This window comes from Amycolatopsis sp. NPDC102522 (assembly GCF_055584485.1).
This window is the reverse complement of sequence record NZ_JBVJLY010000016.1, coordinates 113,578-137,324: the sequence shown is the minus strand read 5'-3', so window position 1 is coordinate 137,324 and position 23,747 is coordinate 113,578. Positions and strand designations below refer to the sequence as shown.

At 69.0% G+C, this 23,747-nt stretch carries 26 protein-coding genes; 12 read left to right on the top strand and 14 right to left on the bottom strand.

Annotated features, from left to right (window positions below):
- Window positions 1-54: 54 nt before the first annotated feature.
- Together ACZ6YV_RS30700 and ACZ6YV_RS30695 are read left to right on the top strand one after the other, a co-directional pair.
- The gene (locus ACZ6YV_RS30700; protein ID WP_465512919.1) at window positions 55-1,395 is read left to right on the top strand and encodes a sensor histidine kinase; all 1,341 of its coding nucleotides are present in this window, start codon (window positions 55-57) and stop codon (window positions 1,393-1,395) included.
- Window positions 1,396-1,621: 226 nt separating this feature from the next.
- Window positions 1,622-2,254, top strand: coding sequence for a TetR/AcrR family transcriptional regulator (locus ACZ6YV_RS30695; RefSeq protein WP_465512918.1), 633 nt, complete (start codon window positions 1,622-1,624; stop codon window positions 2,252-2,254).
- A 99-nt stretch (window positions 2,255-2,353) separates the two neighbouring features.
- On the opposite strand, the gene ACZ6YV_RS30690 is transcribed toward ACZ6YV_RS30695, so the two are convergent.
- The gene (locus ACZ6YV_RS30690) at window positions 2,354-3,091 is read right to left on the bottom strand and encodes a TetR/AcrR family transcriptional regulator (RefSeq protein ID WP_465512917.1); all 738 of its coding nucleotides are present in this window, start codon (window positions 3,089-3,091) and stop codon (window positions 2,354-2,356) included.
- 61 nt (window positions 3,092-3,152) lie between these two features.
- Between ACZ6YV_RS30690 and ACZ6YV_RS30685 the strand changes: the two genes are divergently transcribed.
- Both ACZ6YV_RS30685 and ACZ6YV_RS30680 read left to right on the top strand, forming a co-directional pair.
- Window positions 3,153-4,022 carry an alpha/beta fold hydrolase gene (locus ACZ6YV_RS30685; RefSeq protein ID WP_465512916.1) on the top strand — a complete coding sequence of 290 codons (870 nt, stop codon included), beginning with the start codon at window positions 3,153-3,155 and terminating at the stop codon, window positions 4,020-4,022.
- Between the two features lie 91 nt (window positions 4,023-4,113).
- The gene (locus tag ACZ6YV_RS30680; RefSeq protein WP_465512915.1) at window positions 4,114-4,512 is read left to right on the top strand and encodes a hypothetical protein; all 399 of its coding nucleotides are present in this window, start codon (window positions 4,114-4,116) and stop codon (window positions 4,510-4,512) included.
- On the opposite strand, the gene ACZ6YV_RS30675 is transcribed toward ACZ6YV_RS30680, so the two are convergent.
- Window positions 4,428-5,651: an acetyl-CoA acetyltransferase gene (locus tag ACZ6YV_RS30675; RefSeq protein WP_465512914.1), complete on the bottom strand. Its 1,224-nt coding sequence runs from the start codon at window positions 5,649-5,651 to the stop codon at window positions 4,428-4,430. The genes ACZ6YV_RS30680 and ACZ6YV_RS30675 overlap by 85 nt on opposite strands.
- A 130-nt stretch (window positions 5,652-5,781) precedes the next feature.
- Window positions 5,782-7,254, bottom strand: a complete 1,473-nt coding sequence (locus ACZ6YV_RS30670; protein WP_465512913.1) for a carotenoid oxygenase family protein — start codon at window positions 7,252-7,254, stop codon at window positions 5,782-5,784.
- Window positions 7,255-7,384: 130 nt separating this feature from the next.
- Here ACZ6YV_RS30670 and ACZ6YV_RS30665 point away from each other — a divergent pair, with 130 nt between their 5' ends.
- Window positions 7,385-8,350, top strand: coding sequence for a winged helix-turn-helix transcriptional regulator (locus ACZ6YV_RS30665; RefSeq protein ID WP_465512912.1), 966 nt, complete (start codon window positions 7,385-7,387; stop codon window positions 8,348-8,350).
- A 74-nt stretch (window positions 8,351-8,424) separates the two neighbouring features.
- Complete coding sequence (locus ACZ6YV_RS30660) at window positions 8,425-8,613, top strand: DUF5302 domain-containing protein (protein WP_378245833.1); 189 nt, start codon at window positions 8,425-8,427, stop codon at window positions 8,611-8,613.
- An 87-nt stretch (window positions 8,614-8,700) separates the two neighbouring features.
- Here the strand turns inward: ACZ6YV_RS30660 and ACZ6YV_RS30655 are convergent, their stop codons facing one another.
- From ACZ6YV_RS30655 to ACZ6YV_RS30640, 4 genes are all read right to left on the bottom strand, one after another.
- On the bottom strand, window positions 8,701-9,771 hold the full coding sequence (locus tag ACZ6YV_RS30655) for a Glu/Leu/Phe/Val family dehydrogenase (protein WP_465512911.1): 1,071 nt from the start codon (window positions 9,769-9,771) through the stop codon (window positions 8,701-8,703).
- A gap of 117 nt (window positions 9,772-9,888) precedes the next feature.
- Window positions 9,889-11,079, bottom strand: coding sequence for a kynureninase (locus ACZ6YV_RS30650; RefSeq protein WP_465512910.1), 1,191 nt, complete (start codon window positions 11,077-11,079; stop codon window positions 9,889-9,891).
- The gene (locus ACZ6YV_RS30645; RefSeq protein WP_465512909.1) at window positions 11,076-11,864 is read right to left on the bottom strand and encodes a tryptophan 2,3-dioxygenase; all 789 of its coding nucleotides are present in this window, start codon (window positions 11,862-11,864) and stop codon (window positions 11,076-11,078) included. The genes ACZ6YV_RS30650 and ACZ6YV_RS30645 overlap by 4 nt, the downstream gene beginning before the upstream one ends.
- Window positions 11,861-12,682, bottom strand: coding sequence for a PaaX family transcriptional regulator (locus ACZ6YV_RS30640; protein ID WP_465512908.1), 822 nt, complete (start codon window positions 12,680-12,682; stop codon window positions 11,861-11,863). The genes ACZ6YV_RS30645 and ACZ6YV_RS30640 overlap by 4 nt, the downstream gene beginning before the upstream one ends.
- A 48-nt stretch (window positions 12,683-12,730) precedes the next feature.
- On the opposite strand from ACZ6YV_RS30640, the gene ACZ6YV_RS30635 reads away from it, so the two are divergent.
- From ACZ6YV_RS30635 to ACZ6YV_RS30620, 4 genes are read left to right on the top strand one after another with little or no spacing between them, the layout of a single operon-like run.
- On the top strand, window positions 12,731-13,456 hold the full coding sequence (locus ACZ6YV_RS30635) for a creatininase family protein (protein ID WP_465512907.1): 726 nt from the start codon (window positions 12,731-12,733) through the stop codon (window positions 13,454-13,456).
- The gene (locus ACZ6YV_RS30630) at window positions 13,453-14,955 is read left to right on the top strand and encodes a benzoate-CoA ligase family protein (protein WP_465512906.1); all 1,503 of its coding nucleotides are present in this window, start codon (window positions 13,453-13,455) and stop codon (window positions 14,953-14,955) included. Before ACZ6YV_RS30635 ends, ACZ6YV_RS30630 begins: the two co-directional genes overlap by 4 nt.
- On the top strand, window positions 14,952-15,644 hold the full coding sequence (locus ACZ6YV_RS30625) for an SDR family NAD(P)-dependent oxidoreductase (protein ID WP_465512905.1): 693 nt from the start codon (window positions 14,952-14,954) through the stop codon (window positions 15,642-15,644). Before ACZ6YV_RS30630 ends, ACZ6YV_RS30625 begins: the two co-directional genes overlap by 4 nt.
- Window positions 15,641-16,468 (top strand): enoyl-CoA hydratase family protein, encoded by an 828-nt coding sequence (locus ACZ6YV_RS30620; protein ID WP_465512904.1) that lies wholly within the window; start codon window positions 15,641-15,643, stop codon window positions 16,466-16,468. The genes ACZ6YV_RS30625 and ACZ6YV_RS30620 overlap by 4 nt, the downstream gene beginning before the upstream one ends.
- 81 nt (window positions 16,469-16,549) lie before the next feature.
- Here ACZ6YV_RS30620 and ACZ6YV_RS30615 read toward each other — a convergent pair whose 3' ends face one another.
- Window positions 16,550-17,611 (bottom strand): aldo/keto reductase, encoded by a 1,062-nt coding sequence (locus ACZ6YV_RS30615; RefSeq protein WP_465512903.1) that lies wholly within the window; start codon window positions 17,609-17,611, stop codon window positions 16,550-16,552.
- A gap of 116 nt (window positions 17,612-17,727) precedes the next feature.
- On the opposite strand from ACZ6YV_RS30615, the gene ACZ6YV_RS30610 reads away from it, so the two are divergent.
- Window positions 17,728-18,561: a helix-turn-helix transcriptional regulator gene (locus ACZ6YV_RS30610; protein ID WP_465512962.1), complete on the top strand. Its 834-nt coding sequence runs from the start codon at window positions 17,728-17,730 to the stop codon at window positions 18,559-18,561.
- Here the strand turns inward: ACZ6YV_RS30610 and ACZ6YV_RS30605 are convergent.
- Window positions 18,504-18,824, bottom strand: a complete 321-nt coding sequence (locus ACZ6YV_RS30605) for a group II intron maturase-specific domain-containing protein (protein WP_465512902.1) — start codon at window positions 18,822-18,824, stop codon at window positions 18,504-18,506. The genes ACZ6YV_RS30610 and ACZ6YV_RS30605 overlap by 58 nt on opposite strands.
- 12 nt (window positions 18,825-18,836) lie before the next feature.
- Entirely contained in the window at window positions 18,837-19,784 is a 948-nt protein-coding gene (locus ACZ6YV_RS30600) for a helix-turn-helix transcriptional regulator (RefSeq protein WP_465512901.1), read from the bottom strand.
- A gap of 61 nt (window positions 19,785-19,845) precedes the next feature.
- Here ACZ6YV_RS30600 and ACZ6YV_RS30595 point away from each other — a divergent pair, with 61 nt between their 5' ends.
- Window positions 19,846-20,316 carry a VOC family protein gene (locus tag ACZ6YV_RS30595; protein ID WP_465512900.1) on the top strand — a complete coding sequence of 157 codons (471 nt, stop codon included), beginning with the start codon at window positions 19,846-19,848 and terminating at the stop codon, window positions 20,314-20,316.
- On the opposite strand, the gene ACZ6YV_RS30590 is transcribed toward ACZ6YV_RS30595, so the two are convergent.
- The 4 genes from ACZ6YV_RS30590 to ACZ6YV_RS30575 are packed head-to-tail and all read right to left on the bottom strand — an operon-like array spanning window position 20,308 to window position 23,706.
- Entirely contained in the window at window positions 20,308-21,225 is a 918-nt protein-coding gene (locus ACZ6YV_RS30590; protein ID WP_465512899.1) for an SMP-30/gluconolactonase/LRE family protein, read from the bottom strand. The two genes, ACZ6YV_RS30595 and ACZ6YV_RS30590, sit on opposite strands and share 9 nt — an antisense overlap.
- A 10-nt stretch (window positions 21,226-21,235) precedes the next feature.
- Entirely contained in the window at window positions 21,236-21,892 is a 657-nt protein-coding gene (locus ACZ6YV_RS30585; protein WP_465512898.1) for a histidine phosphatase family protein, read from the bottom strand.
- Window positions 21,893-22,957 carry a phosphotransferase family protein gene (locus ACZ6YV_RS30580; RefSeq protein WP_465512897.1) on the bottom strand — a complete coding sequence of 355 codons (1,065 nt, stop codon included), beginning with the start codon at window positions 22,955-22,957 and terminating at the stop codon, window positions 21,893-21,895. It abuts the gene before it with no gap.
- Window positions 22,954-23,706 (bottom strand): SDR family oxidoreductase, encoded by a 753-nt coding sequence (locus ACZ6YV_RS30575; protein ID WP_465512896.1) that lies wholly within the window; start codon window positions 23,704-23,706, stop codon window positions 22,954-22,956. Before ACZ6YV_RS30575 ends, ACZ6YV_RS30580 begins: the two co-directional genes overlap by 4 nt.
- Window positions 23,707-23,747 lie beyond the last annotated feature (41 nt).

Below are 23,747 nucleotides of genomic sequence, written 5' to 3'. Positions count from 1 at the left end.
GCCAACATCGCCTTGATCTCAGGTCAACGGACGGCAAAATATCGCGTCGGGTGGGTGATCCTCGTCCTCTTCGGCCACACTCGGTCCGTGCGCCGCCGGATCGTCACCCTCACCGTGCTGGCCGCGGTGCTGGCGATCAGCCTCTTCGGGGCGCCGCTGGCCATCGCGGTCGCCAGATTCCACGAGGGCAACTCGACCCACGATCTCGAACGGGTCGCCGACACGGTCGTCCTCGCCGTGACCGGGGACCTCGCCAACGGCAGGCTCCCGGAGCTCAGGCCCGCCAAACCGGACGAGGACCGGATCCGCGGCATCCGGGTCGCGGTCTACACGCCGACAGGCAGGCTCTTGCTCGGTGACGGCCCCGCCGCCGAAGACCGCTTCGTTCGCGAGGCGCACTACACCGACATGGCGACCGGGACGCGGGACGACGAGGTGGTCCTGGCCGTCCCGGTGCTCAGCGGACCGTCGCTGGTCGGGGTGGTCCGCGCCGCCCATCCCCGGTCCGAGCTGGACGACCGGATCCGGCTGACCTGGCTGAAGATGGCGGGGCTCGCCGTCATCGCGATCGGGGCCAGCTGGCTGATCGCGCGCCGGATCGCCACCCGGCTGGCACGGCCGCTGGAGGATCTCGCGGGCACCGCCGAACGCCTCGGCGAGGGCGACTTCACCGTGCGCGCCGGCCGCACCGGTGTCCGGGAGATCGATCAAGTCGCCGAAGCGCTCGACGTGACCTCCGAGCGGATCGGCGAGACCCTCGAACGGGAGCGGACCTTCTCCTCCGACGCCTCCCACCAGCTGCGGACCCCGCTGACCGGGCTGCGCCTGCAACTGGAGGCGGCGCTGGAAAGCCCCGATCGCGACCCCTACGTGACGATCCGCGACGGCATCGTGTCGGCCGACAGGCTGGAGCGCACGATCGACGACCTGCTGGCGCTGGCCAAGCAGACCAGGGCCCCGCGTGCGCTGCTCGACCTGGGCAAACTCTTCGAAGAGGTCCGCCAGAGCTGGCACGGCCTGCTCGCCGGACGAGGCCGGGCGCTGCGGATCAGCGGCCGCGAGGCGCTGCCGGCGCGGGCGGCCGACGCGGCCGTACGGCAGGTGCTGGCCGTGCTGCTGGACAACGCGGCGACACACGGGCGGGGCACGGTCACCGTCCTCGCGCGCGACGCCGGGGACGCGCTGGCCATCGACGTGAGCGACGAGGGCGCCCTCGCGGACGGACAGGATCCGTTCGTGACCGAGGAACGGTCTGAGGAACGCGAAGGGCACGGGATCGGGCTGCGACTGGCGCGGAGCCTGTCCGAGGCGGAGGGCGGGCGGCTGCGGCTGACCAGTCCGTCGCCGACGACGTTCACGCTGCTCTTGCCCGCCGAGCGGCCTTCACCGCAATAAGAAGGCCCGGGCCTGGCGAGCTAGGGGGGGTTACTCGCCAGGCCGGGCCGGTAGGAGGCAAACGCGCCCCGACAGCGCGCACGGCATGCCACCTGAAAGAAGACGGTAAAGACCAGCGGGCCAACAGACGGTACACGCCGGATTAACTGACACTTTGCTTTTATATGTCACACCGAATCCGGCGACCAGGCGGCCCGGCTGAATCGATCGTGGGAAGATATGACGTATGACCACCGAGCCGACGCCGAGATGGCGGAGACTGGAACCGGACGAGCGCAAGGAGCAGATCTTCGCCTGCGCGGCCCGTCTTTTCGGGGCCCGTCCTTACTCGGAAGTGTCCACATCGGACATCGCGGCGGAGGCCGGGGTGGCCCGGGGTCTGATCAACCACTACTTCGGTACCAAACGAGAGCTCTATCTGGAGATCATCCGGCGGGCACTGACCGTGCCGCGGCTCGCTGTCGAGATCCTGCCGGACGGCCCGCTCGAACTGCGCGCCGACGCCGCCATCGACTGGTTCCTGGACATGGTCACCAGCCAGGAGAAGATGTGGCTGGCCGCGATCGCGCCGGAGGGCATCGGCCGCGACCTCGAAGTCGAACGGATCCTCGAAGAGGCCGATCGCGAATCGGCGGACAGGGTGCTCGAAGCGGTCGGCCTCTCGCGCGAGAGCGAACACGGCCAGGAACTGAACGCGCTCGTCCGCGCGTTCGGCGGCATGGTCAAGGCGGCGGGCCGCGAATGGCTCGTGCGCGGTTCACTCGATCGCACCCAGGTGCACACGCTGCTCAGCAAGTCGCTGGTCACGCTGGTCGGCGACGTCTTCCCCGAGATCCAGCGCGCCGCCCCGCGAAGCTGACGTAAGAAGCCCCCGGCACCTCGAGGGGGAGGTGGGTGCCAGGGGCTTCGGGACCGGTGACGAAGCACCGGTATTCCTCCACACTACGCCGATCGGCTGTCACGGCTCTGTCAAACTTTCGAGAGCGGTCAGCTGGGTGAGCCGATGTTCGAGCCCGTCGAGACAGCGCTCGACCGCGTAACCGTAGAGACGCCCGTAGTAGCCGGCCGCGAGATCGGGATCGGCGACCAGCGCCGCGACCGACTCGCCCAGCGCCGCCATCCCCGGCAGGTCCGTGCGGGTGCGGTACGCCGCGTAGCCCTCGGTGCGGTCGAGCTGCAGCGCCATCGCGCTCTCGCGGTCGTCCTCCATCGCGATGAACTGGCAGGCGGTGGCGAGCAGCAGGTTGTAGGCGAACGGCGCTTCGGTGCCGAACCCGGCCGCGAGCAGACGGCCGATGCCGGTGTTCATGGTCGGCACGGCGGCGGCGACCGACGGCCCGAACAGGGCCAGCCGTCGCGCCGAACCGGGATAGCGGCGCAGCACCGACCGGACGGTGGCCAGGAACTCCTCGAACCAGGCCCGCCACGGCACGGCCTCCCCGGGCAGGGTCAGTTGCCCGACCACCCGGTCCAGCACCGCGACGACGACGGTGTCCCGGTCGCCCACGTGGTGGTAGACCACCGCGGGGTAGGCGTCGATGGCGGCCGCGAGCTGCCGCAACGTCCAGTTCTCCAGGCCCGCCTCGGCCGACAGCTCCAGCGCGGCGTCGATGATCCGGTCCTTGGTGACGGCCGGCCGTCCGGAAGCCGCGCGCGACCGCGGCCGGGAACCCGCGTCTTCGGAGAAAGTCGGCATGCGGGCTACCGTATCCGCCGCTGACTGGTCGCACGGCGGGGGCTTCCGGCAGGATCGTGCCATGCCCCGCGCGCGTGTGAACGGCCTCGAACTCGAGTACGACACCTTCGGCTCCCCCGCGGATCCGCCACTCGTCCTGGTGATGGGCCTCGGCGCCCAGATGGTCACCTGGGAGATCGGCTTCTGCGACCTGCTCGCCGAGGGCGGGTTCCACGTCGTCCGCTTCGACAACCGCGACATCGGCCTCTCGTCCTATCTGGACGATCTCCCCGCACCGGATCTGGCCGCGCTCGCCTCGGGCGACCTGACCTCCGCGCCGTACCTGCTGTCCGATCTCGCGGCCGACGTCACCGGGCTGTTCGACGCGCTCGGCTTCGGGCGCGCGCACGTCGTCGGCGCGTCGATGGGCGGGATGATCGTGCAGCAGCTCGCGATCGACGCGCCGGAGCGGCTGCTGAGCCTCACGTCGATCATGTCGACCACCGGGGACCCCGCGGTCGGGCATCCGGAGCCTGCCGCGCTCGCCGGGCTGACGCGCCCGCCCGCCGCCACGCGGGAGCAGGCGATCGAAGACGGCGTCGCGTGGTTCAAGCTCGTGGGCTCGCCAGGGCACCCTTCCGACGACGAGTTCCTGCGGATGAAGGCCGCCCGCAACTACGACCGGGCGAACCACCCCGCGGGCGGGTTGCGGCAGGCCGCCGCCGTCGTCGCTTCGGGTGACCGCACGGCGAAACTGCGCGAAGTCCACGTCCCGACGTTGGTCATCCACGGCGAGAGCGACCCGCTGATCAACGTCTCCGGCGGGAAGGCGACCGCGGAAGCGATCCCGGACGCCGAGTTGCTGCTGCTCCCCGGGATGGGGCACGAGCTGCCGCGGCAGCTGTGGCCCGCGATCGCCGAAGCGATCATCGCGCACGCGCGCAAGGCCTGAGGCGTCAGGATTTCGTCGAGAATCCCGGCCGGGGCGTAGAAAACCCGTTCACTCCGGCGACACGGCCGGTGACGCGGAGTTGACTGTCCGGATGAGGAATCCCGAGAGTTTCGGTTTCCCGTTCGGTTGTGTCTCCGTCGTCGTCGCGGCGTCGGTGGCCGGGCTCCTCGGCTCGGCACGACATCATGGTATTTCCTTGGCGGCCTTGGCTTTGGTCGTCCTCGTCACCGGTGCCGTGACGAGTCTGGCGGCCGCGGCCGGGACGGCGGCGATCGCCTGGAGTGTCCACTCGGGCTTCACCGCGGGATCGCTGGGCGCGCTCGAATTCAGTCCCGAAACCGGCGTCGCCGCCGTCGTCTTCTTCGGGGCGACACTCGCCGGAGCGGCATACCGCGGCCGCTGGGTTCAGCGGGCGACGACCATCGCGACCACGGTCGTGAAGGATCCGCCGACGTTCAAGGTCAGCACCTTCCGCACGCCGTCGATCTGAAGCGGCCCGGCGGTTCCCGCGACCTGGCGCGCCGCGTCGTGCACCATCCGCACCCCGGTCGCGCCGACCGGGTGACCGAGCCCGAGCAGCCCGCCGCCGGGATTCACCGGGAGGACGCCGTCGCGCGCGATCCCGCCGGATTCGATCAGCCGTCCCGCCGTCCCCGGCGGAGCGGCGCCGAGGTGTTCCAGCGCCACGAGCGCGGTGATGGTGAAACAGTCGTGCAGTTCGACGACGTCGATCTCCTCGGCGCCGGAGACCTTCGCGCGCCAGTACGCGTCGAGCACCGCGCCGCGCAGATGCGGGAACAGGTACTCGTGTCCTTCGGCGCGATCCAGCTTGCCCCGCAACGACAAATGCGCCGTCCGATGGCCGAAGCCCGCCAGCCTGGGGACTTCCGCGAGGTCGCGGCCCACGCGTTTCGCCCAGTCTGCGGCGAAACGCGGTGAGGCGAGCACGATCGCGGCGGCCCCGTCGGTGATGCGGCCGCAGTCGTTCTTGCGCAGCACCCCCGCCACGACCGGATTCAGCCGGTCGTCCTGGTCGAACGAGCCGTCGGGGAAACCCCAGTCCCGCGCCTGCGCCATCGGGTTGAGCGCGGCGTTCGCGAAAGCGTTGCGGGCGAACAGGCCGAGATGCGCGGGATCGAGCCCGTACCGCCAGTCGTAGACGTCGGCGACGTCGGAGAACAAGGCAGGCCAAGGGAATTCGGCCGTTTGCGCCTCTTCGCCGACCCAGGCCGCGGAACCGAGGTGGCCCGCCGCGGACCGCGCGTCGGTGTTGCGCATGAACTCAAGCCCGGTCACCAGCGCGACGTCGTACCGGCCGGACTCGATGTCCGCGCTCGCGGCGAGCACCGCCGTCCCGCCCGAGGCGCACGCGGCCTCGTGCCGGGTACTCGGCACCCCGTCCAGATCGGGGACCGCCGCCACCAGCAGCCCGCCGAGGTGGGCCTGGCCGGTGAACAGCTCGGCGGCCAGGTTGGCGACGTGGGCGACGCCGATGTCGTGCGTCTCGACCTGCGCGTCCACCAAGGCGTCGGGCACCACTTCGGCGAACATCTCGAAGAGCCCGCCGCCCTCCTTCGCGAAGTTCCGCGCGAAGTCGGTCTGTGCCCCGCCCAGTACGAAGACCGTCATCGGCCCGATCCGCTCTCTGGTGCCGTGCCCGAGTCGCCCCACCCCCTGGAAGGGGCGACTCGGACGGCGGCTTTCCGGCCCCTCGCCGCCTGCCCACACCCCTCTGGTGGGCGGGCGCGAAGGGGATGACTCACTTACAGGAAGGTTCCAGCTGGTCCGCCCGGACCCAGGTCGCGTGAAAACCGAGCGGGACACGCTGGGGCAACAGGACCCTGGCCACGGGTCCGGCAGCGAGATCGGCGGCGTCGAAGATGTCCAGTTCCGAGCGCCCCTCGCGCTCGTCCTGGACGAAAGTCACCAGATAGCCGTCATCGGAATCGGCGGCCGCGCCGTCGCGAGGTGCGAACGGCGCCTCACTGCCCCACCGGCCCGGACCGAAACGATATTCGGTCTTGGCGCCGGCACGATTGTCGTAACACACCAGGCCGTCGAACTTGAGCGTCGAATCCGGCGAGATGTGCACCGCGTAGGAGAAGCGATTCCGGCCGCCGACCACCCTCGAGTCGACGGACGGAAACTCGGTGTTGTCGTCGTCGAGCGGACTCTCCAGGCACTGTCCGGTCCGCAGGTTGAACCGGTAGCGGTGCAGCGAGGCGTCCAGCCGCAGGTACGACAGCATCTTGGCGAGCGGGGTGTGCGCGTCGGCGCGGGGTTGCGGGCGCTGGACGCGGCAGACGTCGAGGACGATTTCCTCGCCCTGCTCCCAGGAGTTGACGACGTGGTAGATGTAGCACGGGCTGGCTTCGAACCAGCGGATCTGGCTACCGTTACCGTAGCGGGGAAGCACCCCGAACCGGCTCGGCAGCGAGCGGTCGAACAGTAGCTTGTGCCTGCCGTTGCGGGCCGCTTCCATGTCCTGGACCAGCGGCAAGTCCATCAGCACGGCGTAGTTCTCGGTGATCGCCATGTCATGCGGCAGGCGCGGGCCGGGGAGTTCGATCTCGGTCGTGCTCACGACCTTGCCGTCGGCGCTGATCACGCCGTAGCGCAGGTAGGGCGGCCGCGGCCCGTAGTCGAACCAGAACATCTCGCCGGTGCGCTCGTCGACCTTCGGATGGGCCATCATGTCGCCGACCAGCGTGCCGAGGAAGTCTTCGGCGCCCAGCGTCTCCAGGGAGAGCGGGTCGACCGCGTACGGCGTGCCGCACATGTACCAGGTGGAGAGCACCTGGCCGCGGTGGAAGATCAGGTCGGTGTTGGCGCTGTCCTTGACGTTCAGCCCGTGCGTGTTGCCGAACGGGTTGTCCTTGGGCGACTCCATGACGCCCTTCCAGAGCGCCTTGCCCGCCGCGGATTCGGCCTCGAACGCCTTGGTGCGGACCCAGCGGTTGCGATAGCGGGCCTTGCCGTTCTCCAGGTGGACGGCGTGGATCATGCCGTCGCCGTCGAACCAGTGGTAGCGGCCCTCCGGCTCGAACCGCGGGTTGGGCCCGTTGCGCAGGTACACGCCGTTGAGGTCGGCGGGGATCTTGCCGATGACCTCGAGATCGCTCGCGTCGATCTCTTCGCCGACCGGGGCGTAGACGCCCATCAGGTACGGGTTGACCTCGGGTTCCCCGGTGGCGGCCGCCACCAGGATCGGTTGCTCGGAGGTACTGGTCATCGGTTCTCCCCGGTTGGTTCGCGTTGACCGATTGGCTGAGACACTATGATTTCTGTAGCCAGCTGTCAATAGGCTTCGTTTGCTGTAGTCAGTAGTACGCTGACAGCGACACCGTCAGAGAGGCACGTACGTGACAGAGGCGACCGCGCACCGCGTCAGGCCGGCGGGCGATCCGCTGCGCCGGGCACTCGAACTGCTCGGCGATCAGTGGACCCTGCTGATCCTGCAGAGCCTTTTCCTGCGCTTCCGCCGCTACGAGGAACTCCGGCTACGGCTCGGCATCTCCCCCACCGCGCTGTCCGGGCGGCTACGCGAAATGGTCGACGCGGGCATGCTCGTCCGCACGCCGTATCGCGACGCGCGCCGCACCAGGCACGAGTACCGGCTCACCGAACGCGGCCTCGAACTGTGGCCGCTGCTGATCTCGATCTGGGCCTGGGAACGGGAATGGGTCGAGGGACGGCGTGCCGTGCTGCCGACACTGATCCACCTCGACTGCGAACTGGCCACCTCGGCGCCACTCGGCTGCGCCTCCTGCGAACGCCGGGTCGACGCACGCGACGTCCGCGCGCGACGGCTCGACGACACCGGCGTCGTCGAAGCGACCGCGACGAAACGCTTCCGCCGCAAGGACGCCGAGTCCCTCGCGGGCGATCCGCTGATGTTCTTCCCCGACACCATGGAACTCCTCGGCGACCGCTGGTCGACAGGGCTGGTCGTGAGCGCGCTGCTCGGCGCACGGCACTTCTCGGAGTTCGAACGCGAACTCGGCATCGGGCCCAGCGTGCTCTCGGGCAGGCTGTCGAAACTCGTGGAAGTCGGCGTCCTGCGGACCGGGATAGCGAGGACCCGCACCGACGCGCACGACTACCGGCTGACGGCGAAGGGGCTCGCGTTCTTCCCCGCGCTCGCCTTCATCGCCGAGTGGTCACGGGGCTTCGAGATTCCGGGACAGGAGCCGGACATCATGCTGGAGCACGTGGACTGCGGCAACCGGCTGAAGCCGATGCTGCTGTGCGACCACTGCTGGCGGCCCCTGCTGCGGAACCGGATCGAGTTCGGTGGCCCGGTCCAGCTGCCCGCCCCGCCGAGGTGACGTAAATCGACTCGCCAAGCCGGTCTGTTCCTGACAGGCTGGCGTGGTCACACGTCGTCACCTCGGAGGTAGCAATGACTGAACCGGCACCGTCCCCAGCGGATGGCGAAGAGGACGACACGAAGCGCAAGTTCCGTGAGGCGCTGGAGCGCAAGCAGGCCCAGTCCCGCTCCGGCTCGGCCCACGAGAACGCGGGCGGCAAGAACCTGCACGCGCACGGTCCGGCCGCGAACAAGCGCACCTTCCGTCGCAAGAGCGGCTGAGTCCCGCCACGCACGTGTAATGAACGGGACTTTCATTGCAAATTTTGCAATGAAAGTCCCGTTCATTACATCTCTGAGCCTTAAGAGCTACACCGTCAGGATCGACCGCAGGCCGCCGACCTCGGTCATCCGGCGCTCGGCCAGCCTGTCGGCCGCCGTCGCCGGCGGGACCCCGTCGGCCTTGGCCAGCGCGAACACCGCCTTGGTGGTGTCGAAGATGGCCGTCGTCTTGCGCTTCGCGCGCGCGAAGTCGAAACCGTGCCGCTCGTCGTCGACCTGGATCACGCCACCGGCGTTGACCAGGTAGTCCGGCGCGAAGAGGATGTCGCGGTCGTCGAGCTGCTTGCCGACGCCGGGGTGCGCGAGCTGGTTGTTGGCCGCGCCGCAGACGATCTTGGTGCGGAGCTCGCCGACGGTCTCGTCGGTGAGGACCCCGCCCAGCGCGCACGGCGCGAAGACGTCGAGTTCGGTGCGGATCAGCGTGTCGAGGTCTTCGACGACCTCGACGGCCGGGTACGCCGCGCGGGTGCGCTCGATCGCCGCGGGCGAGACGTCGGTGATGACCACCTGCGCGCCCGCTTCGATCAGGTGCCCGACCAGGATGTGCCCGACCTTGCCGACCCCGGCGACGCCGACCTTGCGGCCCGCGAGGTCCGGGACGCCCCACACGGCGTCCGCGGAGGCGCGCATGCCCTGGTAGGTGCCGAAAGCGGTGAGCACCGAGGAGTCGCCGGCGCCGCCGTTCTCCGGCGAGCGGCCCGTGACGAACTCGGATTCACGGGCGACGATGTCCATGTCCTGCACGTAGGTGCCCACGTCGCAGGCGGTGATGTAGCGGCCGCCCAGCGTCTGGACGAACCGGCCGAAGGCGCGAAGCAGCGCTTCGGTCTTGTGCTTGTGGGGATCGCCGATGATGACGGCCTTGCCGCCACCGAGGTCGAGCCCGGCGAGCGCGTTCTTGTAGGCCATCCCCTTCGACAGCGCGAGGACGTCCGCGAGCGCGGCTTCCTCGGATCCGTAGGGATAGAACCGGGTCCCGCCGAGCGCTGGTCCCAGCGCCGTCGAGTAGATCCCGATGATGGCCTTCAGGCCGGTGGCCTGGTCTTGGCAGAAGACGACCTGTTCATGGCCGGTACCTTGGCCGAACACTTCGGTCACGGTGGTGACTCCTTGTCATGGAGTGCACGCCGCTTGTGGCGAGCGTGCGAAGTTCCTGGAACAAGCACAGCCCCCGCACGAAGGTCATCCGGCGGCGACGGTGCCACATCCGTAAACCTAGCGGACTGTCTCGGCCAGGATGCGGAGCGCGGAGTCGAGCTGGCTGTCGGAGAGATACGGCGCCGGGCCGAACCTCAGGTACGCGCCGCGGCTGTCGGTCCGGACGCCGCGTTCGGCGAGCGCGGCCTGCAGCGCGCCGGCGTCGGCGCACTTCAGCGACAGGAAGCCACCGATGCGGTCCAGCGGGGTCTCCCGGTCACGGGTGACGACGTTTTCGGGCAGCCCGAGCTTGTCGAAGCCCTCGGCGAGGAACCCGACCTGGTGCCGCGACACCTCGCGCAGGAACTCGGGAGAGAGCCCGTACTCGGCGAAGAACCGGAAGACGCGGGCGCCCCGGTAGTGGCTCGTCGGGTCGTAGGTCGCACCCGCGAACCTGTCCGATCCGCTGGCGTAAGCGACCTGACCGGGTCGGCGCTCGTCCGCGAGCGCGCCGAATTCGGCGTACCAACCGGTGACGACCGGCCGCAGTTCCTGGGCGTGCGCGGGCATCCGCAGGAAGCAGTTGCCCTCGCCGAGCTGGAGGTACTTGTAGCCGCCGCCGAGGACCCAGGCGTTGGTGAGCCCGAGGTCGTGCAGCGCGAACGGGACGACGCCGAGCGCGTGGTAGGCGTCGACGACGAGGTTCACCGACTTCGAAAGGCAGACGTCGGCGAGGTGCGCCAGGCCCGGCACGAGCCGGGAGGTCTCGAACAGCACCGCCGAGACGAGTACGGCGGCGGTGTCCTCGGTGACCTCGGCCGCGACGCGTTCGGCCAGCGTGCTGACCGGCGTCGAGGGGACGCGGACGACCTCGACGCCTTCTTCGGCCAGCCGCGCCAGCTGACGGCGCAGCGTGTGGAACTCCCCGTCGGTGGTGATCAGGCGCGGGCGCCCACGCAGGTCCATCGCCGACAGGAACCGGATCACCAGATCGTGGGTACTGGCGCCGAGCGCGATGCCGCCGTGCGGGTCGCCGAGCAGCGCCCGGAACCCGGCCCGCAGCTCGTCGGCCTTCGCGAAAGCCCTCTCCCACTTCGTGTCGACCTCTTCGGCCGCGTCTTCGAAGGCTTCGAGAAGGCCTTCCCGCGCGACGTCCGGCCACGCCTGGTGCGAGTGGCCGGTCAGCAGGATCCGGTCCGTCACACCGAATTTCGTGTAGTGCGCCGCGAGCGCGTTGGGGTCGCGGCGGAGTTCGTCGAGGGTCGTCAAAGCCTGCTCCGCACCGCCCAGAGGTCCGGGAACATCGGGGCGAAAAGTGTCGTACGCAGGTAGTGCGCGCCCGACGAACCCCCCGTCCCGGTCTTGTCTCCGATGGTGCGCTCGACCATCTTCACGTGCCGATACCGCCACTCCTGCATCCCTTCGTCCAGATCGACCAGGTGCTCCGCCACCACGGACGGCCCGGTGTCATCGCGATAAACCCGCAACAGAACCTCTTGGAGCGCCGGAGAGGGTTCGAGTGGCTTGGTGACATCGCGCCCGGTCGGGACGTCGTACCCCTTCACCGCGAGGTAAGTGGTGAAGGAATCGAAGAGCGACGGCCGTGACATCGCGTCCGAGATCTGGGCACGCTGGTCACCGCCCTCGGGATAATGCGCGAAAACCCGCTCGTCCCGGCGGCCGAGAACGGCCTCCAGGACGCGGAATTGAGCCGACTGGAACCCGCTCGAAGCGTCGAGTCGCGCACGGAAACTGGTGAACTGGCTCGGAGTCATCGTCTCGAGCACGTCAATCTGCGCGACCACCACCTTGAAGATAGTCAGGATTCGCCTCAGCGTCCGGGTGGCGTGAGCGGTGTTACCCGCCTCGAGTTGCTCCTGCAGGTAAAGCGCCTCGTGGAGAACTTGTTTGAACCAAAGTTCATACACTTGGTGGATCACGATGAAGAGCAGTTCGTCGTGCTCGTCGGACCGCGGATGCTGTGCGTCCAGCACTTCGTCCAGCGAAAGGTAGGACGTGTAACTCAATGCGGCCTGAGTGTCGCTGTCATTCATGGTTCGGTCACCTCGTCGAAGTGGCGCTGGGCCGCGGGGGCCAGCGCCTGATACAGATCATGGAACAGCTCCACCGCGGCCGCCCGGCTCGGCGGAGCGGGCACCAGCCCGACCGGGAGTTCCGGATCGAGTGACGGGAAGGCGCGGAAGGTGTGCGTCAGCCAGGTTCGGACCTGGAACGCCTCGGCGTCAGGCAGGTCGCCTGAATATCCGCCGAAATCTCGGACGAACGCGTCGTAACGCGCGGCGAGGCCGTCGAGGTCCCAGGCCCGGCCGGCGAACCGCCGGACGTCGAGCCCTGCCGACGGCTTGCCGAGCATCAGCCCGGCGTGTTCGGAGACGTCGAGTTCGGCCAGCAGGGTGAGCACCTCGGCCTCGCGGTCGTGCGGGGCGATCCAGGTGCCGTCCTGCACCGGGCCGAAGCCGAGGAAACGCAGGCGGCGCACGAGCCGTTCCCGCGCCTGGCGGCGGCTTTCCGGGATGCTCTGCCACAGCACGGTCCACTCCCCGACCTCGCGTTCGCGACGGCCGAGGGAGAAGATCCGGCGGTCACCGTCTTCCAGCAGCGCGAGTGTGCGGCGGGTCAGCGAGTAGTGGACGAGCCTGCCCGCCTTGTGTCGCGCGAGCAGATCGCGGCGGGCGAGCCTGGCGAGCGCGATCCGCGCGGCGCCGTCGGAGAAGCCGAGCCCGGCGAGCACGCCGACCAGACCGCCGGACCAGACACGGCGGCTCTCGCGCGGCGACACGTAGGTGCCGAGCAGCGTCATCACCAGTTCCTGGGGACCTGGGTCGCCGTGGGGCGGGGCCGATTCGGGCATGCGCGCAACTCTATACACCTCAGGCCGCTGCGGTGTAGCTTGATTCGAGTGACGTACTTCGCGGAGTTGAGCTCGCGTCAGGTGGCCGCGCTCGCGTCCGACGCACGCGTTCCCGTGCTGCTCCTGCCGGTGGGTGCCGTCGAACCGCACGGACCGCACGCGCCGCTGGGCACCGACCCCCTGATCTCGCGGGGGATGTGCGAACGCGCCGCCGCCCGGCTGGCGGGCGATCCGGGCGTTCGCGTGCTGATCCTGCCAGAGGTGCCCTACGGCGTGACCAGGTTCGCGGCCGGGTTCGCGGGCGGCGTCTCGATCGGCGAGGAGACGCTGTACTCACTGCTCACCGACATCTGCGGCGCGCTCGTCGAGCAGGGACTCCCCCGGATCCTGCTGGTCAACAACCATTTCGAACCGGCGCATCTGGCCGTGCTGCGGCGCGTGGCGGAGACCGCCGAAGTCGGCCTCGTCGACCTGGTCCGCCGCCGGTACGCGGCGCGGCTCACCGACGAGTTCCGCTCCGGCGAGTGCCACGCCGGGCAGTACGAGACATCGCTGGTGCTCGCCGACCGGCCGGACCTCGTCGACGCCGTCGTCCAGCGCGGGCTGCCCGCCGTCCACGTCGACCTGGCGCGCGGCGGAGTCACGGACTTCGCCTCGGCCGGGATGACCGAGGCCTACTGCGGAACCCCCGCCCAGGCGAGCGCCGAAGAAGGCGAGAAGACCTTCTCGGTGCTCACCGACATCCTGGTCGAAGCGATCCGGGAGCTGGTATGACCTTCAACCTGGCGACCCATTTCGTCGACCGCCTCCCCGGCGAGCGGACGGCGTTGCTGTGCGGCGACCAGGAAGTCACGTACGCGGAACTGGCCGCGCTGGTGAACCAGGCCGGGAACGTGCTGCGTGACCTCGGTGTCCGAAGTGGACAGCGGGTCCTACTGGCGCTGAACGACAGCGTCGAGTTCGTGGCCGTCTGGTACGCGGCGCAGAAGATCGGCGCGGTGACCGCCGAGGTCTACTCCTTCTTGCAGCCCAAGGACTACGCGTACTACCTGGCCTATACCGAGGCCGTCGTCGTCATCGCGGACGGCTCGACGCTGCCCGCGCTGCGCGAGGCCGGGGCGCGGAACCTGCTGGCGATCGGCGATGCCGCCTTGGAACCGGGCGAGCACTCGTTCGCCACGCTCGTCGCGGCAGCCTCGGCCGAGCTGGAGGCCGCGCCGACCACGCTGGACGACGTCGCGATCTGGAAGTTCACCACCGGGAGCACCGGTTCGCCCAAGGCGTGCGTGCACCCGGCGCGCAGCGCGCTGGAGAGCTTCGACCGGTACGCGCTCGGCGTGCTCGGCCTGCGCGAGGACGACCGCGTGCTGGCCGTGCCGAAACTGTTCTTCGGCTACGCGCGGGATCTGACCGCGTTGTTCCCGTTCGGCGTCGGCGCGTCCGGGATCGTGTTCCCCCAGCGCAGCACCGCCGACCTGCTGTTCTCGCTGATCGAGCGCTACCGGCCGACGATCCTGGTCAACGTGCCGACCATGATGAGCGCGATGATCGCCCACCCCTCGGCATCCACTGTGGACATGAGCTCGCTGCGGCTGGCGACGTCGGCGGGCGAGGCGTTGCCCTCGGAACTGCATCGCAAGTGGGACGCCCTGTTCGGTGTCCCGGTGATCGACGGGATCGGCTCGTCGGAGGCGTACCACATCTATCTGTCCAATGTGCCCGGTGCGCAGCGGGTCGGCAGCCTCGGCCGCGAGGTCCCCGGCTACACCGCGCGGATCCTGGACGAGAGCGGCGATCCGTTGCCGGACTGCGAGATCGGCACCCTGGAGGTCACCGGTCCGACGATCGCGCGCGAGTACTACGGCGACGCGGAGAAGACCGCGCGGACGTTCCACGGCGAAAGCCTGCGCACCAGCGACCTTTTCAGCCGCGACACCGACGGGTACTTCCACCACCACGGCCGCGCCGACGACCTGCTGAAGGTGTCCGGTGTGTTCGTCGCGCCGAGCGAGATCGAAGACTGTCTCATCGGGCACCCCGCCGTCGTCGACTGCGCGGTGCTGGGCGTGACCGTCGACGGCCTGGTGGTCCCGCGGGCCTGCGTCGTCCTGGCGGAGGACGCTTCCGTCACCCCCGAAGAGCTGAAGGACCACGCGCGGACCCAGCTGGCGAAGCACAAATATCCGCGCGAGGTGGTGTTCGTGACCGAACTCCCCCGCACCGCCAACGGAAAACTCGATCGGCGCGCGTTGCGCCGGGTGGAGGCAGAGTGAGCAGGATCGTCGTCGTCACCGGCGGGACACGCGGGATCGGCGCGGCCATCGCCGCCCGGTTCCAGGCCGCCGGGGACAAGGTGCACGCCCCCGGCCGGGCCGACTGCGACGTCACCGACGAAGACGCCGTCGCCCGGTACTTCGACGGCCTCGGCCCGGTGGACGTGCTGGTGAACAACGCCGGGATCTCGGCGAGCGCGCCGCTGGCGAAGACGTCGCTGGAACAATGGCGGACCCAGTTCGAGGTCAACGCGACCGGTGCTTTCCTTTGCACACGCGCTGTTCTGCCCGGCATGCGGTCGCGCGACACGGGCCGGATCGTCACCGTCGCCTCGACGGCGTCGCATATCGGCTACCGCTACACAGCCGGGTACACCGCGTCGAAGCACGCCGCCGTCGGCCTGATGCGGGCGACCGCCGCCGAGGTCGCCGGCACCGGCGTCACCGCGAACGCCGTCTGCCCGGCCTTCGTGCGCACCGACATGACGGCCGCCTCGGTGGCCCGGATCCAGGAACGCACCGGCCGCGACGAGGCCGACGCGGAAGCCGCCCTCGCCGCCGCGTCCCCGCTCGGCCGCCTGCTCGAACCCGACGAGGTCGCCCACGCGGTGACCTTCTTCGCGGCGGCCGAAGCCGCCGCGATCAACGGACAGACACTCGTCCTCGATGGAGGTGGGATCCAGTCATGAGCCCGTTCCGCGCCACGCCGCCGATCACGGCGAACTGGGAACACTTCGAGTTCACCGTGGACGACGGCGTCGCCACGGTCACCTTGGACCGCCCCGAAAAACTGAACGCGCTCACCTTCGACATCTACGCGGACCTGCGCGACCTGCTGGCCGAGTTGCCGCACCGCGGCGACGTCCGGGTGCTGGTCATCACCGGCCGCGGGCGAGGGTTCTGCTCCGGCGGCGACGTCGAGGAGATCATCGGCGAACTGCAGAAAATGGAGTCCGCCGAGCTGCTGGAGTTCACCCGCATGACCGGGGCGGTGGTGAAAGCGCTGCGCGAGTGCCCCATCCCGGTGATCGCCGCGGTGAACGGTGTCGCCGCGGGCGCGGGTTCGGTGATCGCGCTGGCGAGCGACTTCCGGCTTCTGGCGTCGTCGGCGAAGTTCGCTTTCCTGTTCACGAAGGTCGGACTGGCCGGGGCGGACATGGGCTCGGCGTACCTGCTGCCGCGGCTGGTCGGTTTGGGCCGGGCGACGGAACTGCTGATGCTGGGCGACAAGGTCGACGCCGCGCGGGCGGAGGCCATCGGACTGGCTTCGCAGGTGGTCCCGGATTCCGACTTGGCTTCTGCTGCTTCCTCTCTGGCACGACGATTGGCCGACGGGCCTGCCTTGGCGTACAGCACGACGAAGGTGTTGCTGACGCGGGAACTGGACATGGACCTGGGGAGTTCCATCGAACTCGAAGCGATCACGCAGGCTTTACTGATGACGGCCAAGGACCACGGGGAGTTCTATGCGGCCTGGACGGCTGGACGCTCGCCTCGGTGGACCGGCCGGTGACCCCCTCATCGAACTCGTGATGCTCGCGGGTATACAGCCGAGGGGTCGGACCCGCGGACGTCCGGTGTGATCGGTCGGGTATCAGCCGCGGGTCTCGATCGACAGATCACCGCTGTTGAACGCGCGGCCCCTGTCGCCGGCGAGCAGATCGTGTGGGTAGCCGAGTTCGATCGCGCTGGCCTGGTCGAGGCGGACCAGCTGGGCGGCGGTGAAGTCGACCTCCAGTGCGCCCAGGTTGTCCTCCAGCTGCGCGGGGGTGCGTGCGCCGATGATCGGTGCCGTCACGCCCGGGTTCTGCAGGGTCCAGGCCAGTCCGACCTGGCCGGGTGGGCGGCCCATCTCCGTGGCGACCTCCTTCAGGACGTCCGCGATCGCGAGGTTGCGTTCGGTGACGTCGCCGTTGGCGATGTTGAAGCCCTTGCGGGTGCCGTCGGCGTCGACCTTCGCCGCGGTCAGGTCGTCACGGCTGTACTTGCCGGCGAGCACCCCGCCTGCCAGCGGTGAATACGGGATCACTCCCAGCCCCAGCTCGCGTGCCATGGGGATCAGGTCCCGTTCCGCGGTGCGCTGGACCAGGTTGTATTCGACCTGCAGCGCGACCAGCGGCGACCAGCCGCGCAGGTCGGCGATCGCCTGCATCCGTGACACCTGCCAGGCCGGGACGTTGGACATCGCCACGTACAGGATCTTGCCCTGGCGGACCAGGTCGTCCAGGCCGCGCAGGACCTCGTCGACCGACGTCGTGAAATCCCACACGTGCAGGTAGAGCACGTCGAGGTAGTCCGTGTTCAGCCGTCGCAGACTGGTTTCCACCGACGCGAACAAGGTCTTGCGGTGACTGCCCCCGGAATTCGGATCGCCCGGGCGGCTCAGCGTCGAGTATTTCGTCGCCAGCACCAGGCTCTCGCGGTTCTCGCGGGTGAATTCGCCCAACAGGCGCTCGGAGCTGCCGTTGGTGTAAGTGTTCGCGGTGTCGATGAAGTTGCCGCCGCGCTCGACGTAGAGGTCGAACAGCTTGCGCGCGTCGTCCTGCTCGGCGCCCCAGCCCCACTCGGTGCCGAAGGTCGCCGCGCCCAGCGCCAGCGGTGAGACCCGCAGCCCGGAGCGGCCCAGCAGCCGGTACGTGTCGAGGGTGAGCGACATCGTGGCCTCCTGTGCTCGTGATCGGTTGTCGAAAGCGAGTCTGCGACCACCGCGAACAGGGGATAAGGGAAAGAACTTCCTGGGAACGGCAGTCCTACCCTTCTGTAGAATCGAAGATCATGACCCGCACCGTGGACACGTCCCAGGAGCTGGCCGCGTTCCTGCGGACCCGGCGCGAGCGCCTGGACCCGCACGATTTCGGCCTGCCGTCGCGTCGGCAGGCCCGGCGGACCCCGGGATTGCGCCGCGAAGAGGTCGCCGAACTGGCAGGGGTCAGCATCGACTACATCGTGCGGCTGGAACAGGCCCGCGGGCTGCGGCCCTCGGCGGACGTGGTGGAGGCGCTGGCGGGCGCTTTGCGCCTGGCCCCGGACGAACGCGCCTATCTGTTCGACCTGGCCCAGCAGCGCCCCCGCACCGCCGACAAGCTCGCCACCACCGCGGCGGCGCCACTGGCACGGCTGGTCGCCGACCTGTCGCCGCTGCCGGCCATGCTGATGAACCACCGCTACGACATCCTGGCCTGGAACGGCGAAATGGCGAGGCTGCTCCTGGATTTCGACACCCTGCCACCGCCGCAGCGCAATTCGATGTGGCTGTGCCTGATGCATCCGGGAACGCGCGAGTTCTACGTCGACCGCGAACGGGTCGTGCGGGAGAGCGTCGCCCACCTGCGCGCCGCGTGGGCCGCGCATCCGGAGGATCAGGCGTTGACCGACCTCATCGCCGAATTCACCGCGGGCGACGAGGAATTCGCGCACTGGTGGGCCGAGCAGGACGTCAAGGTCAAGGGCCGCGGACGCAAGGTGCTGCGACATCCTGACGTCGGCACGATCGCGGTGGATTTCGAAACGCTTACGCCACTTCAAGATACGGACCAGCTGCTGGTGATCTACCGCGCCGCGGACGAGGAGAGCCAGTCGGCACTGGACCGGTTGCGGCCACGGTGATGCCGAACCGTCTGTTCGGCTCCCGTTGTCGAACCTGCCGGGAGTGCACCATGTCGCCAATGTACGAACATGCCCTGGTATTGGCTAGCGATCTGGGCGATGCGCTTCCGGGCTTTCGATGGCCACCGGTGCGGGTGTTTGAATTTGCGCATGGCCCACCGGACCAGATGAGGATTGATCCGATCGGCAAGGAAGCTGATCAACAGGGATTTGCAGAAGCGCCCATAGTAGTTGATCCAGCCCGCCACGACACGGTTGATCATCGCGGCGATCTCTCACGACCCCGAAACCGCCGCCCCCAGCAACCGTTCGGCCAGCACCCGGCACCGCTCCCCCAGTTCCACCGGCTCGATCACCTCGAAAGAATGCCCCAGCAACACCACATGCATCAACAAGAAGTCGAGATCCCCGGCCCCACTCAACACTTCGCACCGCGAACGTCCACGCGAGCGAACCACCGCCGCCGAAGCCGGAATCTGTTCCCGCACAACCGAAGCAGGCGCATGCACCAGAAAGCGCGCCTGATGCCGATACACCCGGCTCGCCACGTTCTCCTGCACATAAGCCGCCGCATCAGGCGCCGGACGCGGACGGAAACGCCACGACCGCACGGAAACCTCGGTCATCTTGTCGACGCGGAAAGTGCGCCAGTCGTCGCGGTCCAGGTCGAAAGCCAATAAATACCAACGCGGACCGGAAGCCACCAGGCGGTACGGCTCCACCCGCCGAGTAGCGACCCCAGAGGAGGACGGATACCCGAAGCCCGCCTCGACCTCGTCGCGGCACGCGCGAGCCAGCGTCATCAGCATGTCGGGGTCGATCGGCGCGCGGCTTCCGTCGAAGGAGACCACCGAGCCGGACAGCGCTCGCACCTCGTGCCGCAGCCTGGTCGGCAGCACCCGGTCGAGTTTCGTCAGCGCCCGGAGCGTGGCGTCACCGCTGCCCGCGCCGGCGAGCAGCGAGACCGCGGTGGCGATCGCCTCCTCGTCGTCGAGCAAGAGCGGCGGCATGTCGTGGCCGGCGCCGAGCTGATAGCCGCCACCGACACCGTTGCCGGCCTGCACCGGATAGCCCAGCGCGCGCAGCCGCTCGACGTCCCGCCGGATCGTGCGCGGGGTGACGCCGAGCCGTTCGCCCAGTTCAGGGCCGGTCCACACCGCGCGCTGCTGGAGCAGTCCGAGCAGGGTGAGCACCCGCTCGGTCGTGCCCCGCTCGTCCTCCATACCGCCAGAATGCCAGAGATAGCGGACCGATCCTGTCCGCTAGGCATGTCAGAGTGGTCCCATGAACCGCAAGAGCCGCGAAATCCAGGTCAGCTTCGACGCCCTCGACCCGAAAGCCCTGTCGACCTTCTGGCGCGACGCCCTGGGCTACGTCCACCCCGGCCCGCCCGGGGTCGAGGTGCCCGAGGGCACCGATCCGCTGGACGCGTGGGACGAGTTCCTCGAGCGGGTCGGCGTGCCCGTGGAGCAGCGCAACAGCCGCTCGGCCCTCAACGACCCCGACGGGGAAGGGCCGAGGATCTTCTTCCAGCAGGTCCCCGAAGACAAGATCGCCAAGAACCGCGTCCACCTCGACATCCGGGCCGCTCCCGGGCTCCAGGGGGACGAGCGCATGGCGGCGCTCGAGGCCGAGTGCGACAGGCTCGTCGCCCTCGGCGCGAAGCGGGTTCAGCGCTTCGAGCCCGAGCAGCCGCTGAGCCTCGGCTTCATCGTGATGAACGACCCGGAAGGCAACGAATTCTGCCTAGACTGACGTGACGGCGATCGCGTTATCCTCCAGGGAGCCGAAGTACAGCTTCCCGGCCTGTTCGCGGACTCCGACGAGCACGTGGAACCCGTCGATCTCCCCGCGCAGTTCGTGGACCTGCTTCCCGTCCGGGGTCACCCCGCGCACCCCGCACTCCCGCGCGGGCGCGGGCTGCAGGGCCGTCGGCAGCGCGCGGACACCGGCCCGCAGCGGCGCGGGAAGCTTCTGTATCAAGGAAAGCGCGGGCACCTTCGGGCTCGCCACGGTGATCCAGATCAGCCCGTCGCTGCCGGTCGAGATGTTGTCGGGGTAGCCCCACAGGTCGTCGACCAGATAGTCCCGCGTGCCCGCCTTGTCGCCCGTGAGCCACACGCGCGCGACCCGGTAGGCGCCGGTCTCGGCGACGGCGACGTAGGACTCGTCGGGCGGCAGCGCGACGCCGTTGGCGAACTGGAAACCGTCGGCGAGCTGCTCGATCTTCCCGTCGGGCGTCCGGCGCAGCAGCCTGCCGCCGCCGGTCTGCTCGATCAGGTCGTCGCGCCACTTCTCGATGCCGAAGCGCCGCGACGAGTCGGTGAAGTACACGGTGCCGTCGGCGGCCACGGCGGCGTTGTTGCAGAACACGAAGTCCAGCCCCACCGCCGACGTCGCCAACGTGGTGATGGCGCCACCGGCCAGCGGCATGGTGAGCAGCCCGGCCTTGGCGTCGCAGATCAGGAGGTCGTCGCCGAAGAACTCCAGCCCCAGCGGGCGGCCGCCGGTGTCGCCGAGGACGTCGATCCGCTTGCCGTCCGGCGAGACGCGCAGGATCCGCCCGTCGTCGACGCCGGTGTAGATCCGGCCCTGATCGTCGACCACGACGTCCTCGGGACCGTGCCCGTTGACCGGGATGACCGTGACCTCGCCGAACGCCATCTCGTGTCTCCTAGCGGTAGGTGAGCAGTTCCGCGGCTTCCGCCTCGAAATGCGGATGTTCGTTGAACGACAACAGGGTCACCCCGCCGCGGCCGGACACCAGCTTGGTGATGCCAGCGTTGACGGTGACCCGGTTCAGCCTCAGCAGGCCCGCCTCGGGCGTGCCCATGAGCGCGCCGCAGACCGTCGCGATCACGCCACCGGAGCTGAACACGACGGCATGCTCACCCTTGCCCAGCGACGCCACGACATCCGCCAGCGCAGCTTTGACCCGCTCCAAGAACTGAGGCCAGGTCTCGGCGCACGGACCGGAATCCCCTGCCGCGACCCAGGCACTCAAAGCACTGTCCAAAGCGGACTGATACGCCCTGGAATCGTTCTGCCGCACGCCGTCCGCGTGGTACTTCGCGATGTCGACGTGGTCGTACTCGTTCCAGCGTTCGTCCTCGACGACGACGGCCCCGGAGCCGAGCACCTTCAACGCCGTCGCGGCCGTGTCCCGTTGGCGGGCCAAGGAACCCGACCGCGCTTGGGTGAACTCGACGCCGCGCCGCAGCAGTTCCTCACCGACCACAGTGGACTGTTCGAAGCCAAGCGGCGAGAGCTGGTCGTAGTTCTCCGCACCGAACGAAGCCTGGCCGTGCCGGACCAGGTAGATCGCGCCCATTTACGCCTGCCCCTTCGCGATGATCCGGCGGCAGCGCCCGTCGAGATAGCCGACGAACTGCCAGAGATCCTTCAGCGCCGGGTTGGCCGTCTGTCCCTCGTGGAACCGGTAGTAGATCTGCTGGATCACCACCGCGAGCCGGAACAGGCCGTACACCTCGTAAAACGTCCAGTCGCCGATTCCGAGGCCGGATCGCTCCGCGTACCGCCGGACGAACTCCTCGCGTGTGTACATCCCCGCCACGTGCGTCGGCTGACGGCGGCTGAGCTTCATGACGTCGTCATCGTCGTCCTGCACCCAGTACGCCAGGGTGCTGCCCAGCTCCATCAGCGGATCGCCGAGGGTCGCCATCTCCCAGTCCAGGACACCGACGATGTCGAGGTCGTCGTCGAGCACCAGGTTGTCGAGCCGGTAGTCGTTGTGGATCAGGCAGATCTTCACTTCGGACGGCCGATTCTCCTTCAGCCACGCCATCACCTCGGCGCAGTCCGGGACGTTCTCCGTGCGCGCCTTGAGGAACCGTCCCGACCAGCCGCGCACCTGGCGCTCGACGTAACCGGAGCCCTTGCCGAGATCGGCCAGCCCGGCGGCTTCGACGTCGACGGCGTGCAGCTCCACCAACCTGTCGACGACCTTGCCGCACAGCTCGCGCGCGCTTTCCGGCGGCAGATCGAGCCCTGCGGGCAGATCTCCCCGCAAGATCAGGCCTTCGAGGCGCTCCATCACGTAGAAGTCGTCGCCGAGCACGGCTTCGTCGTCGCAGAAGGCGAGAACCTCTGGCACGTAAGGGAAGACCGGCCGCAGCGCCTGCTGGACCCGGAACTCGCGGCGCATGTCGTGCGCGGACGCGGCCTTGTGCCCCAGCGGCGGGCGGCGCAGGATCAGCTGTCGGTCCGGATAGGTCAGCAGGTAGGTGAGATTCGAGGCGCCGCCAGGGAACTGGCGGACCTCGGGCGGCGATTCGCCGAGCCCGGGCACCCGTCCGGCCAGCCAGGCGTGCACGGCGGCGGGGTCGAAAGCGTCCTCGCCGCGCACCTCGACGGTCTTGTCCGCGGACAGGGTCACCCGAACTTCCTCAGCACCGACACCGGCACGAACCGGAACACCTTCGCCAGCACGCTCCACGGCCACGACGGCACGAACGCCTTCGGTTTCTCGGGTTCGATCGCCTTGACCAGCGCCTGCGCACCCGCCTCCGCCTTGGTGGCGAGCGGGATCTTCGAGATGTCCACGTTCATCTCCGACTCGATGAACCCGGGCAGCAGCTGGGTGACCTTGATCGGCGTCTTCATCAGCTCGATGCGGGTGCCCTCGGTCAGCGCCGAGACGCCCGCCTTCGAAGCGGCGTACGCGGTCAGGTTGCCGGGGAAGGCGCGAAGAGCGGAGAAGGAGGAAACCACGACGAGGTGGCCTTCCTTCTGCTTGCGGAAGATGCCGACGGCGGCTTCGATCTGGGCGGCCGCGGCGAGGAAGTTCGTCTGCAGGGTCTGACGGTTCGCGTCGAACCGGCCGGAGCCGATCGGCTGTCCCTTGCCGAGGCCCGCGTTCACGATCACGCGGTCGAGGGAGCCGAGCTCCTCACGGAATTCCTCGAAGACGGTGAAGACCTGGTCGTGGTCGTTCACGTCGAGCTTCCGGGTGACGACGGTGATGCCGGGATACGCCTTCTTGAGCTCCGCGGCGAGGGCGTCGAGCCGATCGAGACGGCGGGCGGCCAACGCCAGATTGCGGCCTCTGGCGGCGTACTGCCTGGCCATTCCCTCGCCGAGTCCGGAGCTCGCCCCGGTGATCAGGATGTTCTTCCGCAGGACCATGGCTGGAGCTTACCCGTTGGTAACAAGTCCGGCGCCCCTCG